The following is a 16995-nucleotide window of genomic DNA, read 5'->3' on the forward strand; positions in this document are numbered from 1 at the left end:
TGTTACCTGTTTCTCTAGTGATTTTCTCTGGCGGCTTACCTGAATATATTTTAATGAATATACTCAGACTATCTTCTCAGTGTAAATCCCGAAAATATGCCTTATTTTTGTACACTTAATTCCTCACGTTTTGAATACCAAAGCTTTTTTAATAACACCTCCTTTTACACAGCTTAATACCCCATATCCGGGTACTGCATATCTTAAGGGGTTTCTCAACACCAAAAACATAGCCTCATTTCAGGCCGATCTTGGTATTGAAGTAATATTAAAATTGTTCTCAAAACAGGGGCTTGTAGATTTGTTCAACAGGATTGAATTAAACCGACAATTGTTGACGGACAACCAACAGCCGTTAAGTGACAATTCGCAGCGTATTATAGCACTAAAAGATGAATATCTTAAAACGATAGATCCTGTTATCCTTTTCCTTCAGGGGAAAAACCCAACGCTTTCGCATTTAATATGCAGTGAAGATTTTCTTCCCGAGGCATCGCGCTTTGCTCAACTGGAAGAGCTTGACTGGGCATTTGGATCTATGGGTACGCAGGATAAGGCAAAGCATTTTGCTACGCTGTACCTTGAAGATATATCAGATCTTATTGTAGAATGCATCGATCCGCATTTTGGCTTTAGCCGCTACGCAGAACGACTAGGACGTTCGGCAAACTCGTTCGATGAATTATATGAAAGTCTTCAGCAGCCATACACTTACATTGATGAATTGCTGCTTGACCTTTTACATCAGCGAATGCTGGAAGTGCAGCCAACCGTAGTTGGATTTTCTGTCCCTTTTCCGGGGAATTTATATGCAGCTTTTAGAAGTGCACAATACATAAAACAACATTTTCCGGGTGTTAAGATCACAATGGGTGGCGGGTTTCCCAATACCGAATTGCGGTCATTGAGCGATGCACGTGTAATGGAGTTTTTCGACTTTATTACGTTAGATGATGGCGAAGCACCTGTTGAATGCCTTATTGAATATATTGAAGGAAAAAGGAGTATCGATCAGCTGAAGCGTACGTTTGCCCTGGTTGATGGAAAAGTTCAATATGTTGATAATTCAGGATGCAGAGATTACAAACAGTCTGATGTTGGTACTCCTGACTATTCTGATTTACTGCTGGATAATTACATTTCGGTAATAGAGATAGTAAATCCCATGCACCGTATGTGGAGCGATGGAAGATGGAATAAACTTACCATGGCGCACGGCTGTTACTGGGGAAAATGTACCTTTTGCGATATCTCACTTGATTATATAAAAATATACGAACCTCTGGCTGCACGCCTTTTGTGCGACCGTATGGAAGAACTTATAGCTCAGACGGGGCAGAATGGTTTTCATTTTGTAGATGAAGCCGCGCCTCCCGCATTGATGCGTGAAATGGCATTGGAAATTCTTCGCCGAAATCTTGCGGTAACATGGTGGACCAACATTCGCTTTGAGAAAAGTTTTACGGCAGATCTTTGTAAACTGCTAAAAGCTTCGGGATGTATTGCTGTTTCGGGCGGACTTGAAGTTGCGTCAGACAGGTTGTTGGATCTTATACAGAAGGGTGTAACGGTAGCTCAGGTGGCACGTGTAACGCGTAACTTTACCGAAGCAGGCGTTATGGTACATGCTTATCTTATGTATGGATTCCCCACGCAAACGGCGCAGGAAACTATCGATTCGTTAGAGATGGTGCGTCAGATGTTTGAAACAGGTATTTTACAATCCGGTTTCTGGCATCAGTTTGCTATGACGGCTCACAGCCCTGTGGGTATGTATCCTGAAAAATTTGGTGTGCTTAAAGAAACAGATGCTATTGGCAGCTTTGCCAATAACGATATTGTGCACATAGATAATACCGGAACCAATCATGATAAGTTTAGCTTTGGGTTAAAGAAATCACTATTTAACTATATGCACGGCATTTGTTTCGATTATCCGTTGCAGGACTGGTTCGAATTTAAAGTGCCGCGTACCAAAGTGCCCGACGACTATATTTTTAACGTGCTTCAGGAAGATGATAGCTTTGCTACAAAACCTACCGCTAAAATAGTGTGGACAGGGCATAAGCCTGCTGTTTCCTATTTCACAAAAAATAAAAAGGGCAGGAGTTTTGAGATGGCTTCGCTTACATTTCATGACAAGAAAGAAAGTTTTACTATCCAGGTTTCGCAGGAGCAGGGCGAGTGGCTTACTTCATTTTTAGAAAAGGCGGCAGTAGCTGAAAAATTAGTTACTACTTTTGCGCAGGCAAAACTGCATTATGAAGATGCCGGCCTGGAAGATTTTGAACTGCTATGGTATAGTAAACCCGTAAACACTTTACGTGAATACGGGCTTTTGGTATTGTAGGTTAAAAGAAGTTAGAACTTTTTCTCTTCCTCCATTTTTGTATATTTTTCTGCCTGTGTTTTAGAAAGCAGCGGTGTAATTTTTGTATACAGTCTGTTAGAAATAGCAAGGGCACGGTCTCGTCTTTCGTCTGCTGTTATGCCTTGTGCCTGGTTGAGGTTAGTAATGTTTTCCCTTTCCTCCTCAATAATATTTTTTACTGCGGCTTTCTGAAAGTCATCAAGTGTAAGTTCTTTTACCAGATACTCTGTAGAGGTTTCTACAAAATCCTTTTTTTCTACTTTTTTTCTGCTGGGTTTATATTGTTCACGACCCACCCGGCGATCTACCTGTGCGCTTGAGGCTGTGGTAAATACAAGGGTAAGTAATAATATCAGGTACGATGCTTTAAGTTTCATAGTCTATCAGATAATAAAATCAAACATAATTAAATTATAGCAAAAAAGCTAAAGATTTTAAGGCTTTAGCTTTTCGATATTAGTTAAGTGCTACGTCTGCAGGAACACCATAAAGGTCAAACTCTGTAGCGTCTGTAATTTTGATGTTTACAAACTCCCCTGTTTTAAGGTAAGCAAGAGATGCATCAATCAGAACTTCGTTATCAACATCCGGGCTGTCAAATTCTGTACGGGCTACAAAGTGGCTGCCTTCTTTTCTGTCGATAATACAATGGAAAGTCTGGCCTATTTTTTCCTGGTTTAGTTCCCATGAAATCTGAGACTGTATTTCCATGATCTCATTTGCACGCTGCTGCTTTACATCGGCAGGTACATCGTCTTCAAGCAGGTAAGCATGTGTGTTTTCTTCGTGAGAATATGTAAAGCATCCTAAACGCTCAAAACGCATTTCTTCAACCCAGTTTTTAAGTATAAGGAAATCTTCTTCGGTTTCACCCGGGTAGCCAACAATTAGTGTTGTTCTTATTGTCATTCCGGGAACAATTGCCCTGAATTCTTTAAGAAGCCTGGTTGTTTTTTCCTGAGTTGTACCACGGCGCATTGACTTTAATACGCTGTCGCTGATATGCTGTAACGGAATATCAAGATAGTTACAGATTTTCGGCTCACGCTTCATAAGTTCCAGTACATCCATCGGGAATCCTGAAGGGAAAGCATAATGAAGGCGTATCCACTCAATGCCTTCTACCTTAACAAGGTTTTCAAGCAATTCAGCGAGGTTACGTTTTTTATAAAGGTCAAGGCCATAATAAGTAAGATCCTGAGCGATAAGTATAAGTTCTTTTACGCCATCACGTGCAAGGCCTTCTGCTTCTTTAACCAGTTTTTCAATTGGCTGAGAAACGTGTTTACCACGCATAAGCGGTATAGCGCAAAAACTGCACGGACGGTCGCAACCTTCTGCAATTTTAAGGTAAGCGTAATTTTTAGGAGTAGTGGTAAGGCGTTCACCAAGAAGCTCGTGCCTATAGTCTGCTCCAAGGGCTTTAAGAAGTCCCGGAAGTTCTGTAGTACCAAAATACTGGTCTACATTCGGAATCTCTCTTTGAAGATCCGGTTTGTAACGCTCACTAAGACATCCGGTAACAAAAACCTTGTCTACAAGGCCTTGTTCTTTCTTGTCAACATAATTCAATATCATGTTTACCGACTCTTCCTTTGCATTGTCAATAAAACCGCAGGTGTTGATTACTATGATGTTACCCTCTTCATGCGCTGGCGCTTCATGGGTTACATCTTTACCGCTTGCTTTAAGTTGTCCCATCAGCACTTCGCTGTCGTACACGTTCTTAGAACAACCTAAGGTTATTACATTGATCTTATTCTTCTTTAACGATTTGGTTCTCATGTAGTTGAAAATTGGAGTGCAAAATTACGCAATTATTTTAATTTGTATGGGGTTTTAAGGTGTCAAGTTTAGGTTATTGGCTGTAAAACACTGTAGTTTATAAACAATCTTACTTAAATGTGCCTGTTTAAATATCGAAAAAGCCTTCTTTAATAAATAAAGAAGGCTTTTCTTTTATAAAAGCAAGATGAAAAAGTTTAAAGGTCTATCGTGTATGAAAGCGTAACATTATTGTTAGTGCTTTTTATACTTGCCGGATCTGTATAGCCTGCCGGTAGCAATTGCGTATCATATTTACGTTGGTACCATGAATACGCAAGGTCCAGCCTTGATCCCGGAAATGCAAATCCGATACCGCCTGTGGCACCATTGAGGTCGCCAACGGTTGTTCCGTTTTTGTATGGACTTTGTTCAAAACGGTAACCGCCTCTAAGGCTTACCTGTTTAATTCGGTACTCAAAACCAACTCTAAGTTCGCTGGCAACATCAAGTGTACTGCTAAGTTCGGCATTTGCAGCGCTGTATCGTGATCCTGTATATTTTGTATTGCTGTAATCTTTAATACTGTAGTCTACACTTAAAAGTGCATTAGTGCCAAATATATAAGCAAGGCTGCCTGTCCATTTAGATGGTGTTTTCACTGTGTAATCGTCAAAAGTGTAAGCAATTCCCGGGTCAAAACCAAAATAGTCCTGTCCGCTTACACAGTCAGGGCAATAAGAATTGATACGTTGGGTAATCTCATTCTGAAGCCTCATCCATGTAGGCGATTCATAAGCGGCACCAATACGAAATGCATCGGTAATTTTATAAATAGCACCTAAGTTAAATGAGAATCCACCCCCATAGGTATATAGTTCATTATCAAATTGCACCGAACCAAGCTGACCATCCATTACATTAGCGTCAGGATCTTCGTAAAGCGAACTCGTTTGTATATAATCGGTAAAATGAATATTTAAGTTTGCACCCAGAAACAGGCGGTCTTTAAGTTGAGTACCAAAGTTAAGGGCTACTTTGCCATTGTATCCTGTAGAAGTGCTATAGCTCTCTTTGTAGTAACGTCCGGTATCGGGTACATTGCTATCGTATCCTCCTGTTGAATTTGGATTGATGATAAATGCCTCGTAGCCCAGGGATGCCTGTTGCTGATTAAAATTAAAATTATCGTAATTGCCGGTTTGCAATGTGCTAAGAGGTACGGCGCCTTCGCCAGCACCGTTAGCAAAACGCAGAAAATAACGGTCTATACTGTTAGATGTAATTCCGGTACTATATACCGTATTGTGAAAGCTATTGGTATTTTCGTAGTTAAAGCCCAGTGTGAACTTTCTCATAACAGCATCCGGGTTGCTGTTGCTAAAAACAAAAACGGCACCAAGCTGGTTAAGGTCAAGGCTGTTATCGTTCTTTTTTGTTATCGTGCCGCCAAGTATAGCGCTATTACTAATGTTATAGCTGGATAAGGATGCAGTTCCAGAATTGTAATTAAATATTGCAGAGCCTGCCGGGTTTACGCTAATGGCAGAAAGATCTCCGCCTACAGCGCCAAAAGCACCACTCATAGCCCTAAAACGGGCAGTGCCTGTTAAATTGTTTGTGCTGTATCGCATTGCATTGTCGGCAGTATTAAGTGCTTCCTGTGCATATATTGTAGTTGCTGCAAAAAGTAGGGCAGCGCTTAGTATGTATTTTTTCATAGCATTTAAATTTTATATAAAAATCCCCATGTTCTTTTTGTATAAAAACATGGGGACTGTATGTGTTATCCTCTACGGCCGCCTCCACCACCGCCGCGTGAACCTCCACCGCCTCCACCGCCGGATCTTCCGCCGCCAAAGCTGCCTCCGCTACTGCGTGATGGCGCGCTCATAGTAGGAGTGCTTCTTGATGGAGCACTTGTTCTTGGTGTGTAGCTGTTATTGCTTCTTACCGGTGCGCTATTCATATTGTTGCTTCTTGAAGAATTATTGAATGTTCCTCTTGACTGATTTACGTTGCCACGTGTGTAGTTTGCATCTCTGTTAGAACGAACAGTATTAACGTTTCTGCTGTTACTGTAAGTTGTTCTTCCCTGGTTATTGCTGTTAAATCTGCTGTTAACTGCACGGGAACTCGCATTTCTGCTATTAGAGTAAGCTGCGTTTCTACCGTTTGCATAAACATTTCTGCCGTTCGCATAATTTGCGCTTCTGCTGCTATTTCTTCCGTTGTAGTAGTTGTTTCTACCGCCGCTGTAAGCTGTTGTAGATCTTGGGTAACGGTTGTTATTGTAATAAGGGTGAGAATTACCCCAGCCACCGCCGTAGTACGGATTATACCATCCGCCGCCCCAGCCGTAACCACCGCCCCAGCCCCAGCCGCCATAGCCCCAACCTAAGCCAAGTCCCCATCCGGAACCCCAGCCCCAGCCGCCATAGCCGCCCCAACCGTAGCCTAAGCCCCAGCCGCCGAAACTACCTCCCCAATACGGAGAGTACCAGTTGTTCCAGCCACCGTAACCACCGCCACCGTAAACGTTTACGGTAACATTGTCGGTGGCCTCACCCCATCCGGGATAAGAAGCGTAGCCTTCGGTACGAACAATAGTGTCGTTTTCTGCCTGTCCTTCAGTAGCTACGTAAGGAAACTCATTAACGTCGCCAAAGTAAGACTGTGCGTTTGGATTCTGGCCCGAATTATCACCATCGCGGTAATGTTTTACGTTGCCATCATTATATTTATATACAGGGTTGCCATTAGCGTCCCTTGGTGTTGAACCGTAAATACCATCGCTCTCGTACGACGATGTGTTTTGGTAAGAACTGCACGAAGATACAGCCAGACCTAAAATCCCAAGTATGCTAAACAGTGAGATTTGACGGATATTGAAGTAATTAGTTTTCATGGCTCTGCTTTTTTTATTGTTGAAGTACACAAAAATAGTTAGTTTTGCTAACTATAGATGTCTATAAAAGTAAAACAATATTTGTGCCAATTTATTAAAAATGAGTAAGAATTTAACGAAACGGGCAGAAGATTATTCCAAGTGGTATAATGAACTGGTTGTAAAAGCAGACCTTGCTGAAAATTCAGGGGTTAGGGGATGTATGGTTATAAAACCATACGGCTATGCAATATGGGAAAAAATGCAGGCAGAACTTGATAGAAAGTTCAAAGAAACAGGACATGAAAATGCATATTTCCCGCTGTTTATACCCAAGTCGTACTTCAGCAAAGAGGCTAGCCACGTAGATGGTTTTGCCAAAGAATGTGCGGTTGTTACTCACTACAGGCTGAGAACAGCCGAAGATGGCTCTATCGAAGTAGATCCTGATGCTAAGCTGGAAGAAGAGCTTATCGTAAGGCCAACATCTGAAACTATTATATGGGATACATACAGGAAATGGATACAGTCGTACCGCGACCTGCCTCTTCTTATTAACCAGTGGGCTAACGTTGTGCGTTGGGAAATGAGAACCAGATTGTTCTTAAGGACTGCCGAATTCCTTTGGCAGGAAGGGCATACCGCTCATGCTACACAGCAGGAGGCTGTTGCAGAAGCAGAACAAATGATGAACGTATACGCCGACTTCGCAGAGAACTTTATGGCTATACCGGTTATAAAAGGGGTTAAAACGGCTAACGAACGTTTTGCAGGTGCTCTTGAAACATATTGTATCGAAGCATTAATGCAGGATGGTAAAGCGCTACAGGCAGGTACATCGCACTTTTTAGGGCAAAACTTTGCTAAGGCGTTCGATGTTAAGTTTGCTAATCAGGAAGGAAAGCAAGAGTATGTATGGGCAACGTCATGGGGTGTTTCAACACGTTTGATGGGTGCGCTTGTAATGACCCACTCTGATGATAACGGACTGGTGCTTCCTCCAAACCTTGCGCCAATACAAGTGGTTATTGTTCCTATCTATAAAGGCGATGAGCAGTTGGCTGCTATATCCGAAGAGGCGAAACAGCTTATGGCAAGGTTAAGAAAGCTTGGTATATCTGTTAAATATGACGACAGGACTACGCATAAGCCGGGATGGAAGTTTAATGAGTATGAGCTTAAAGGGGTGCCTTTACGTGTTGCTATAGGTCCTAACGACCTTGCAAACGGAACTTTTGAAGTTGCCCGAAGAGATACTTTAACGAAGGAAACTGTAATAAACAGTGATATCGTAACGTATTTACAGGATAAACTGGAAGAAATTCAGGCGAATCTATATACCAAGGCACTGGATTTCAGGAATTCTCATATTACAGAGGTAAACTCTTTCGAAGAGTTTAAGGATGTATTGGATAATAAAACAGGTTTTGTGGCTGCCCATTGGGATGGTACACCGGAGACCGAAGAAAAGATCAAAGAGCTTACAAAAGCAACAATTCGCTGTATTGCGCTTGATAGGGTGGAAGAAGCCGGAAAGTGCGTATACACTGGTAATCCGTCAGTTGGCAGAGTGTTGTTTGCAAGAGCATATTAAAATTTGAAATTTTTTTAATTTTTTTTGTTTCAACTATTGCGCAAATAAAAAATAGTTGTATTTTTGCACCGCATTAGAGAAACAAAATGGCCCGTTCGTCTATCGGTTAGGACGCCAGGTTTTCATCCTGGTAAGGGGGGTTCGATTCCCCCACGGGCTACAAAATTACTCAATGGTCCGTTCGTCTAGGGGTTAGGACGCCAGGTTTTCATCCTGGTAACAGGGGTTCGATTCCCCTACGGACTACAACAAAAACATTAACAAGTTATTTAAGTTAAGAAAAAATGGCAAATCATAAGTCAGCATTAAAAAGAATCAGAACTAGCGAGAAGAAAAGAGTGTTGAACAGATACCAGCACAAAACTACACGTAATGCTATCAAAGCAATACGTATAGCTACTGTGAAGAGTGAAGCTTCAGAAAAACTTTCTTCTGTTATCTCTATGATTGACAAACTAGCGAAGAAAAACATCATTCACGCTAATAAGGCTTCAAACCTTAAATCAAAATTAACTAAGCACGTAGCTAAACTTGCATAAGTAAAAGCCGCTTCTTTATACAATATAAAGCGTTCCTTACCGGGAACGCTTTTTTGTTTTGGGATGTACTCAGGCAGTTCTTAATTTTTTGTTGTTTTTTGAAAGAATTTTCTTTTGCCTTTCGGCGAATGCCTAACTTTATCTACCCGATAATTTGTAGCCATGAAAAAAACACTTACAGTGTTAATAGTACTTGTTGTAATCAACGTTCTTATAGTACCGTTGTTCTTTTTATTAAGTTTTGACGATTTAGGTGTACTTATCATCTCTGTATTTAGCATTGCAATATCGTTATTGATTCTTATCATTGTATTCGTGGTAGAATTAAGAACCCGTTATGTTGCAAAAAATGCTCAGCAACGGGTAACCTCCCGCAAACGGGGTTTAATTATAGTCGCCGGTATAATTGTAGTTTTTGCAATTATATTTATTGTAGTATCTTTTAATAATGGCTATAAGATTCCACAACGCGACAGGCATAAAGACTGGAGCGAATTTCCGAAAGGCAGTAATCCTGATATAGCGATAGATTCAATTAACGGATTATATATAACCAATATTGACTTGGCTCCGGGGTCTGATTATTATTTCATTCACTTTATTAGTGATACTATCTCCTATGACCAGGGAGTAGATGGCGTAATTAGTTTCGGAATCATGGATAAAAATTGTAACATGATCGTTAAATATGAGGATCGGGTATCGGTGTATACGGATACTAATAGGATCATCGTCGTTAAAAATATATTTGGCCAGGAAGCCCAACCCGATTTTTGCGATGTCTATGATACCAGGACGCTAAAGCATACCAAAGAAAAATTGAATCTCTTAGAAGTTCCGGCCAGATTTAAATATTATCCTGAACCGGGAGAACCTGTATTTACAAGAGAAGAATTTTATAAAAGATACAGGAGTGACTTTTTCGATACTATGACTGGTCTTAAAGAATTTCTGGACATTCCTTCTAATAGCGAAGATTATAGGGGATACGGATTGTATGTAGATACTAAAAGAAATATATATACGCTGAAAAACTATGAAGATAACACTACCTTGGATGTGCTTTGTGGAAACTGCAACGGATACAATGTGAAAAATTCGATTGACTATAAAAACAATACTAAAAACATTGTAATGCATGATGCGTCTATAATTAGTGATAATCACTTAAGCAGCGGTATTTCTCTGGGGTTTGGTAATCCAAACGGCGGCGGTGGCGATATGGTTTATTTTAATTACTACCAGACATGGCTTATGTATTACACCATACATTTGGGAGATAAAACGACATCATTTAAGGCGGAAGGCGGTGATAAGGATATTCCTTATTTAAATTTCATTCAGCTCAACGAACCTAAAAACAATTCAGACACACTATATCTTGCTGCTAATACACGTTTATGGAAAGTATATGCCAGGAAATAATAAAAAATGCAGCTCGTAAGCTGCATTTTTTATTGGGCTGCCCACAATGGGTTAGCTTTTAGAACTTCATTATATGTGGGGCAAGTATTTACATGTGCTCCCGGAAGCATTCCGATACTCATTAAAAATTCATTTACAATTTCGCCTCCCGTAAATTTAAATGTCTTTTTAAAGAGCTTTACCCATTCTTCTTTTGTTTTGGGATGATGGCTCTCCAGCCACTTTGCAAAAGAACCATATTCTTTCTGAAGCTGCTGTATGGTCCTCGCATTTTCTATAGCAGCATTTACTTTTAGCTTGTTACGTATAATGCCGGGATCAGCTAATAACCGTTCCCTGTCGTCTTCGGTGTAAGCCGCCACTTTATCGATATTAAAATTGTCATAGGCAAGCCTGAAGGTCGGCTCTTTTTTAAGTATAAGTTCCCAGCTTAAGCCTGCCTGGTTTATTTCCATGACAAGGCGGCAAAACAACTCGTTATCATTATGAATGGGAAAGCCGTAATGATAATCGTGGTATTTTTTGTGTAATGCCTTTCGTTCTTCTGGCATATAATTTATTACGTTGCAATAGGACATGATGATGAGTATTAAGTTTACGGCGATCAATTAAATGATTGCCTGAATTCTACGGGGGAAACATTTGTTTTTTGCTTGAATATCTTGTTGAAGGACTGGGGATGTTCAAACCCTAACTGATAAGCGATCTCAGCAATGGTCAGGTTACTGCTGCTTAAAATTTCTTTTGCTTTTTCAATCAGTTTGTTGTGGATGTGCTGCTGTGTACTTTGCCCTGTATGCATACGCAGCATATCGGTAAGATATCGGGGGGAAACATTTAGCCGTCCAGAAATATAATTCACAGTAGGCACTCCTGAGAGCAACGCCTTTTCAGTATCAAAGTATTCGGCGAGTACATCTTCCAGTTTAGCAAGCAAATCGTTATTCGCTGCTTTACGGGTGATGAACTGCCTGTTGTAAAAACGGTTACTATAATTAAGGAGCTGTTCTATCTGAGAAACCATAATATCCTGGCTAAAGGTGTCTATGGACTGGGATAGTTCGTGTTGAATATTTTTAAAAATGCCGCTAATAATTTCTTTCTCTTTTTCTGATAGGCACAATGCTTCGCTGGCTGCATAAGAGAAGAAGCCAAAATTCTTAATATTTTTATCTAAATGATATCCCCTTAAGAAGTCAGGGTGGATGTGCATGGAAAAACCGGAATAGTCAGCATCGCCTTCAATAGGGGTTATTACCTGAAGCGGAGCGAAGAAGCTCATTCCTCCGTTGTCAAAGTCATAATATTGCTGTCCGTATTTTATCTGTCCGCTAAAATTGAATTTAAACGAGATCTTATACATATTCATAACCAATGCTTTTGCCAGTTCTGAGGTGTCTGCAGTAACATCGGCATAATTTACAAGGCTTATAAGCGGATGCATAGAAGCCGGAAGACCAAGTGCGCGGTGCAATCCGGCAACCGAATTAAAAACATGAGGTGTAGTGGCTTCTTTTTTCATACTGAGCTAAGTTTGTTGCGCCTTATTAACAAAGATACGCAATCCTTTATTGGGCTTACGACTGTGCTGTAGGACGGATTATTATTTCATTTACATCTACATCGTCAGGTTGTTCTATAGCATAGGCTACAGACCGCGCAATGCTTTCGGCAGATATTGCTATTTTCATGATATCGCCAATGGCATTTTTAATAGCATTGTCGTTTATAGTAGCTGTAAGTTCGCTTTGTGTAAGTCCCGGAGATATAATGGTACATCGAACATTATACGGGGTAAGTTCCTGGCGTAACCCTTCGCTGATAGCCCTCACCGCAAATTTTGTTGCCGAATACACCGCAGCTGTTGGCGGTACAAAATGCCCGACTACCGACGCTGTGTTAATAAAGTGTCCGCTTTTCTGTTCTTTAAAATAAGGTAGTGCAGCTCCAATACCAAACAGTAATCCTTTAATATTAATGTCTATCATGTTTATCCATTCATCATAGTTAAGGTTTTCCATCAAAGCTAAAGGCATAATACCTGCGTTGTTAAACATAACGTCTACTTTACCAAAGGCAGCTGCCGTACTTTTAAGGAGATTGTCTACCTGGTCTTTATCGGTTACATCGCAGGCAAAGGCAATCGCTGTTCCGCCCAGTTGATTAATTTCTTCCGCCAGCTTATCCAGTTTTTCTTTCCTTCTGGCACCCAGGCTAACTTTTGCTCCTTTTAATGCAAGATGCCTTGCTACTGCTTCGCCAATACCACTGCTTGCACCGGTTATAACGACTACTTTTCCTTCTGTGTTGTTTTTCATTTTGTATGTTATTTTGATGAAGCAAAGTTCGCTGTATACAAAAGTTGTGGCGTAGCCTAAAAAACATATGTTGTAGCCAAAAAGGTAAGGCGAAATAAAAAAGCAGCTAATAGCTGCTTTATAATATTATTTTGTATTGCCTGGGGCTTGTGGAGGTTCGGGTTTTGCGAAGCCTTTTCGGGTCATTTCGCCCCAGCTCTTTTTACCTCTTATTTTTTCTACGTAACCCAACAATGCAGAGTACACCGTTAGCGGATGAAAATAAATAGGTTCTATGAGGGCGGCTACAAGCATTTTTGCAAAGTCCTGTCTCTTTCTGTATTTATGATAAGAACGCTCTTCTGTATATAGCGCAAGTACAGAAAACATGACTGAGAATGTATAAACAAATAGTAATAACAAAAAGAAAAAATGCCAGTTTAATAAACCTAGAACAATGAAAGCAATAGTAATAACTATCCCTGCAAACTCTATAAAGGGAGCAAGGAATTCAAAAAATGTCCAATAGGGTACACTAAGCATTCCTAAGAGTTTGTACTTAGGGTTAAAGAACATTTTTTTGTGTATCTGTAATGTTTCAATAGTACCGCGCATCCATCGGCTGCGCTGTTTTTTAAATATGGCTGCCGACTCCGGCGCTTCTGTCCAGCACAACGGATCGGGAATATAACTCACTGTATACGGTGTGTTGTTTTCCAGCATATAGCGTCTCATACGTACCACAAGTTCCATGTCTTCCCCAACGGTTTTGGTATCGTACCCGCCGCAAAGCACTGCGATTTCTTTATCAAACGCGCCAAAGGCACCACTAATAAGTAAAAGGCCATCAAGCCTTCCCCATGCCATTCGGCCTAAAAGGAATGCTCTTAGGTATTCCAATACCTGAATTCTTGGCAGCATCTTATCGGGAATATTTACTTCGACCAGTCGTCCGTCGCGAATAACACACTGATTGGCAATTCTAACAACACCTCCTGTCGCTATAACTCTTTTCCCCTGCGATTCTAAGAACGGTTTGGCAAGTTTAAGTAAAGAGTCTTTATCAAGAATACAGTCTACGTCGATACAAACCACATATGGATTATGGGCAATGTTAAGCCCAACGTTAAGGGCATCTGCCTTACCACCATTTTCTTTATCTACAACCACCAGTTTTTTAAAGGCAGCATTTTTAGAAACATAAACGCCGCGTATCGGTTTGGTAGCTATAGTTTGCTGGTAAGCAAAATCGGCAGGAATAAGGTCGTAACTGCTTATAAGAATCTCCATTGAGTTGTCCTTGCTTCCGTCGTTTACAACAATTACCTGGTAGTTGTTGTAATTTAACGATAGCAGCGATCGTACATTTTCTTTAATGGTAAACCCTTCATTATATGCCGGGGCAATAAGCGAAAGGGCAGGAGAGAACTCGCTGGAAAGCAAGACCTCATAATCAACAAAGCTGTTCTTTTTAAGGTATTCTTTTAGTTCCTTAGCCGAAAGATAGGCAAGGAAAAGATAAGAAGACATTATTAATATGGCATACGCCAATATTAATATCAGGTATATATTTACAAGATTTGAAACTTCCCCCTCAAAAAATCCCATTGTTTGATTTTGTCTTAGTTATTAAAAAGCGCAGTACATCCTGAGCTTCAAGTTTAATAGCGTCATTGGGGGCATGTTCTATTAAATGTGTTATATACGGAACTTTACTTGCGAGTTCCAGTGTCTGTATTATTTTTAACCCTAAGCTCACTACTGTAGTGTTTTGCGAGGTAAGGAGTTTTTCGGTATCTTCATTGTCTTCAACATAATTGCGTTTAAACGCGCCAATAATATTTACCTGTGTCCATAAATCTATAGGATCCTTATGATCTGTAAGGTGAACAATTCCTTTGTTGCCGTTAAGCTTGGCACAGGCTTTAATAGCGATAATCTTAACCTCTTTATTTTTAGATTTAGATATTTTTACCAATGCAGGGAATGCTTTTGTAACATTCATTTCTGCCAGTTCCTGAATGCCACTGCACACCACTTGCCATTTATTACTTTTCATTTTTGAAAGCGACGTTTTTATGAGTCCCGATTCAAAATAAAAAGTCTCCAGTTTTTTTGCATAAATCCCATCGTAATTCTGGTGCAGGTTAATGATGGATTTAAGCATTTGCCTCCTGAAATTTTTAATAGAAAGGTATGGGGTGTATTCAGGATTTGAAGTGAAAAAATTGTAATTACGATTTTCAAAAACAACCAGCATAAAAATCTTTTCGACAACTACTTCATATAGTATATGGCGTTTTCTGCGTTCTATTTTTTCTGAACGTATGGCAATTATAAGAATGAAAAGTATGGCCGCTATAAGTAAGAAACTAGCGATAGAAATATGCAGGAAAGGCTCTACCCAAATTCCTGATCTATAAAACTCCCAAATGTTTTCCATTTAAAACCTTTTTGTGAAAATTACCTGGCAGTTATATTTGTTTCTCATTATGCCCGGTAGGTATTCTTCGTACTCATATAAAAATATAGGTCGTACAAAAAACGATTCTGCCAGCCTGTGTTGGTACTGTATACCAATCCTATACGCTTTAAGCGGCTCGGTAAAATTATTGTAAAGATACAAATAAGGTACGTTACCATATTGCAATTCTACCCTCAGAAGGCTTTCTTTATCTTCATTTGTTCGTTGGAAACTTACCACATGCGACATAAGGCTATTGTCTATGTCGTAGTACGGCCTGTAGCCAAAGGCATAATTCTTATAATTGTAGGTTGCCTGACCGGTAATTAGCGTAACATTATCGTTTTCAAAACTCATATACCTACCACCCAATGAAAGATCAAACTTACCTGCCGGCGCAAAATAATATTCGGCGCCGAGCCTTAGTTTCGGAAAAATAATATTAGTGTTAGACACGCCAACATTTGTATACAGGTAATTTTTTTTGAAGGTATGGTAATAATCAACCTCAAGCTGGCCTTCTGTTTGTCCTTCGCGGTAGCCAACATTTGCCCTGGCAATAACGGTGTTGTTTGTAAACTTTCTTAAATATTCTACGTACCCGTAATGAACAGGTGCAATACCAGGATCGTAGGTAGAGATATTAAGGTAAGATGCTGAGATAGCATTTTTTTTCTTTCTGCTTATGGCTGTTTTTAAACCATTAATTTGTTCTTGGTATTCCTGCCCTTTAACGCTGTCTAAAATCACCAAAGCTTCTTCATCGCGGTTTGTCCTTTCAAGGGAAATGGCCTTTATCATCAGAACATTTTCCGCGTTTGGCTGCTTTTCAAGATATTTGTTACTGTAGGTAATACTGTTCTTATAATCAGAGGACCAGTAGTAAGTGTTTACCAGAGCGTCTACTGCCTCCATGTTAGGCTCGGATCTGTCTGCAAGCGGTTTAAGTGCTTTTTTTGCTTTGGTAAAATCTCTTTTCCAGCCATATACACGCCCCTGAAAAACAAGAATATCCTCATTAGCAGGATATTTTTTTTGCAGGTTATTTAATATGTTTATAGCGCTATTATAATCTTTTGCTTCTGCTTTCGCACGTGCCTGATTAAAACCTGTATCTATATCGGTATCCTGCCCAAACGATAGAAAAGGTATCATAAGGCACATAATAATGGTGCGAAGCAGTTTCATCGTGATTTTTCTTTTAGTAGTTTGTTTATTCGCACCAGCAGTACCGATGGGCTTATGGGTTTTGCCATAAAGTCACTGGCACCAAGGTCAAACGAGTCAAGCTCTGTTTGCTCAATTCCCGAAGAGGTAAAAATAATTATGGGTGTATCCAGTTTCAGCGTAACCCTTACATACTGAGTAATTTCCAATCCACTAATACCGGGCATATTTATATCTGATAATATAATATCATAGTTGTTGTTCCTGATAGATTCAAGTGCTTCTTTACCATCAGAAAACTGAGTAACTTCAAATCCTTTTGATTCTAAAAAGAATGACAATGATTTTCGCAAAAGCTCATTGTCTTCAGACAAAATTATTCTCATAATAAATAAATTGTTGCGATATTATTTGTGTTTTAAATAATACGTAAGTAAAATCCAAAGTTAATGTCTAAATTATGATTTTTTTCGGGAAAGTGCTAAAT

General features: G+C 39.9%; 15 protein-coding genes and 2 tRNA genes. 6 read left to right on the forward strand and 11 right to left on the reverse strand.

What is annotated here, in order from left to right; genetic code table 11:
* The first annotated feature begins 130 nt into the window (after nt 1-130).
* Nucleotides 131-2350 carry a Fe-S oxidoreductase gene (locus tag ALW18_14890; protein AOE53689.1) on the forward strand — a complete coding sequence of 740 codons (2220 nt, stop codon included), beginning with the start codon at nt 131-133 and terminating at the stop codon, nt 2348-2350.
* A gap of 11 nt (nt 2351-2361) precedes the next feature.
* On the opposite strand, the gene ALW18_14895 is transcribed toward ALW18_14890, so the two are convergent.
* The 4 genes from ALW18_14895 to ALW18_14910 all read right to left on the reverse strand — a co-directional run bounded on the left by ALW18_14895 (nt 2362) and on the right by ALW18_14910 (nt 7043).
* Nucleotides 2362-2748: a hypothetical protein gene (locus ALW18_14895; protein AOE53690.1), complete on the reverse strand. Its 387-nt coding sequence runs from the start codon at nt 2746-2748 to the stop codon at nt 2362-2364.
* A gap of 79 nt (nt 2749-2827) precedes the next feature.
* Nucleotides 2828-4156 (reverse strand): ribosomal protein S12 methylthiotransferase, encoded by a 1329-nt coding sequence (locus ALW18_14900; GenBank protein AOE53691.1) that lies wholly within the window; start codon nt 4154-4156, stop codon nt 2828-2830.
* 197 nt (nt 4157-4353) lie between these two features.
* Nucleotides 4354-5856 (reverse strand): hypothetical protein, encoded by a 1503-nt coding sequence (locus ALW18_14905; GenBank protein ID AOE53692.1) that lies wholly within the window; start codon nt 5854-5856, stop codon nt 4354-4356.
* Nucleotides 5857-5921: 65 nt separating this feature from the next.
* Nucleotides 5922-7043: a hypothetical protein gene (locus ALW18_14910; protein AOE53693.1), complete on the reverse strand. Its 1122-nt coding sequence runs from the start codon at nt 7041-7043 to the stop codon at nt 5922-5924.
* A gap of 100 nt (nt 7044-7143) precedes the next feature.
* On the opposite strand from ALW18_14910, the gene ALW18_14915 reads away from it, so the two are divergent.
* From ALW18_14915 to ALW18_14935, 5 genes are all read left to right on the forward strand, one after another.
* A complete protein-coding gene (locus ALW18_14915) occupies nt 7144-8616 on the forward strand; it encodes a proline--tRNA ligase (GenBank protein ID AOE53694.1) in 1473 nt (490 codons plus the stop codon).
* Between the two features lie 88 nt (nt 8617-8704).
* Nucleotides 8705-8779: transfer RNA gene (locus ALW18_14920), tRNA-Glu, on the forward strand.
* Nucleotides 8780-8790: 11 nt separating this feature from the next.
* A tRNA-Glu gene (locus ALW18_14925) sits at nt 8791-8865 on the forward strand.
* Nucleotides 8866-8900: 35 nt separating this feature from the next.
* A complete protein-coding gene (locus tag ALW18_14930) occupies nt 8901-9155 on the forward strand; it encodes a 30S ribosomal protein S20 (protein ID AOE53695.1) in 255 nt (84 codons plus the stop codon).
* A 162-nt stretch (nt 9156-9317) separates the two neighbouring features.
* Nucleotides 9318-10580, forward strand: a complete 1263-nt coding sequence (locus tag ALW18_14935) for a hypothetical protein (protein ID AOE53696.1) — start codon at nt 9318-9320, stop codon at nt 10578-10580.
* A 29-nt stretch (nt 10581-10609) separates the two neighbouring features.
* On the opposite strand, the gene ALW18_14940 is transcribed toward ALW18_14935, so the two are convergent.
* The 7 genes from ALW18_14940 to ALW18_14970 all read right to left on the reverse strand — a co-directional run bounded on the left by ALW18_14940 (nt 10610) and on the right by ALW18_14970 (nt 16894).
* Nucleotides 10610-11158 carry a DNA-3-methyladenine glycosylase gene (locus ALW18_14940; protein ID AOE53697.1) on the reverse strand — a complete coding sequence of 183 codons (549 nt, stop codon included), beginning with the start codon at nt 11156-11158 and terminating at the stop codon, nt 10610-10612.
* Nucleotides 11159-11184: 26 nt separating this feature from the next.
* The gene (locus tag ALW18_14945; GenBank protein ID AOE53698.1) at nt 11185-12102 is read right to left on the reverse strand and encodes an AraC family transcriptional regulator; all 918 of its coding nucleotides are present in this window, start codon (nt 12100-12102) and stop codon (nt 11185-11187) included.
* A 55-nt stretch (nt 12103-12157) separates the two neighbouring features.
* The gene (locus ALW18_14950; protein ID AOE53699.1) at nt 12158-12898 is read right to left on the reverse strand and encodes an oxidoreductase; all 741 of its coding nucleotides are present in this window, start codon (nt 12896-12898) and stop codon (nt 12158-12160) included.
* Between the two features lie 126 nt (nt 12899-13024).
* Nucleotides 13025-14485 carry a glycosyl transferase family 2 gene (locus ALW18_14955; GenBank protein ID AOE53700.1) on the reverse strand — a complete coding sequence of 487 codons (1461 nt, stop codon included), beginning with the start codon at nt 14483-14485 and terminating at the stop codon, nt 13025-13027.
* Complete coding sequence (locus ALW18_14960) at nt 14472-15320, reverse strand: hypothetical protein (GenBank protein ID AOE53701.1); 849 nt, start codon at nt 15318-15320, stop codon at nt 14472-14474. Before ALW18_14960 ends, ALW18_14955 begins: the two co-directional genes overlap by 14 nt.
* On the reverse strand, nt 15321-16529 hold the full coding sequence (locus ALW18_14965; protein ID AOE53702.1) for a hypothetical protein: 1209 nt from the start codon (nt 16527-16529) through the stop codon (nt 15321-15323). It lies immediately after the preceding gene.
* Nucleotides 16526-16894 carry a transcriptional regulator gene (locus ALW18_14970; GenBank protein AOE53703.1) on the reverse strand — a complete coding sequence of 123 codons (369 nt, stop codon included), beginning with the start codon at nt 16892-16894 and terminating at the stop codon, nt 16526-16528. Before ALW18_14970 ends, ALW18_14965 begins: the two co-directional genes overlap by 4 nt.
* Between the last annotated feature and the right edge of the window lie 101 nt (nt 16895-16995).

It is taken from the genome of Flavobacterium psychrophilum (genome assembly GCA_001708385.1).
In the GTDB taxonomy this organism is placed as follows: domain Bacteria; phylum Bacteroidota; class Bacteroidia; order Flavobacteriales; family Flavobacteriaceae; genus Flavobacterium; species Flavobacterium psychrophilum_A.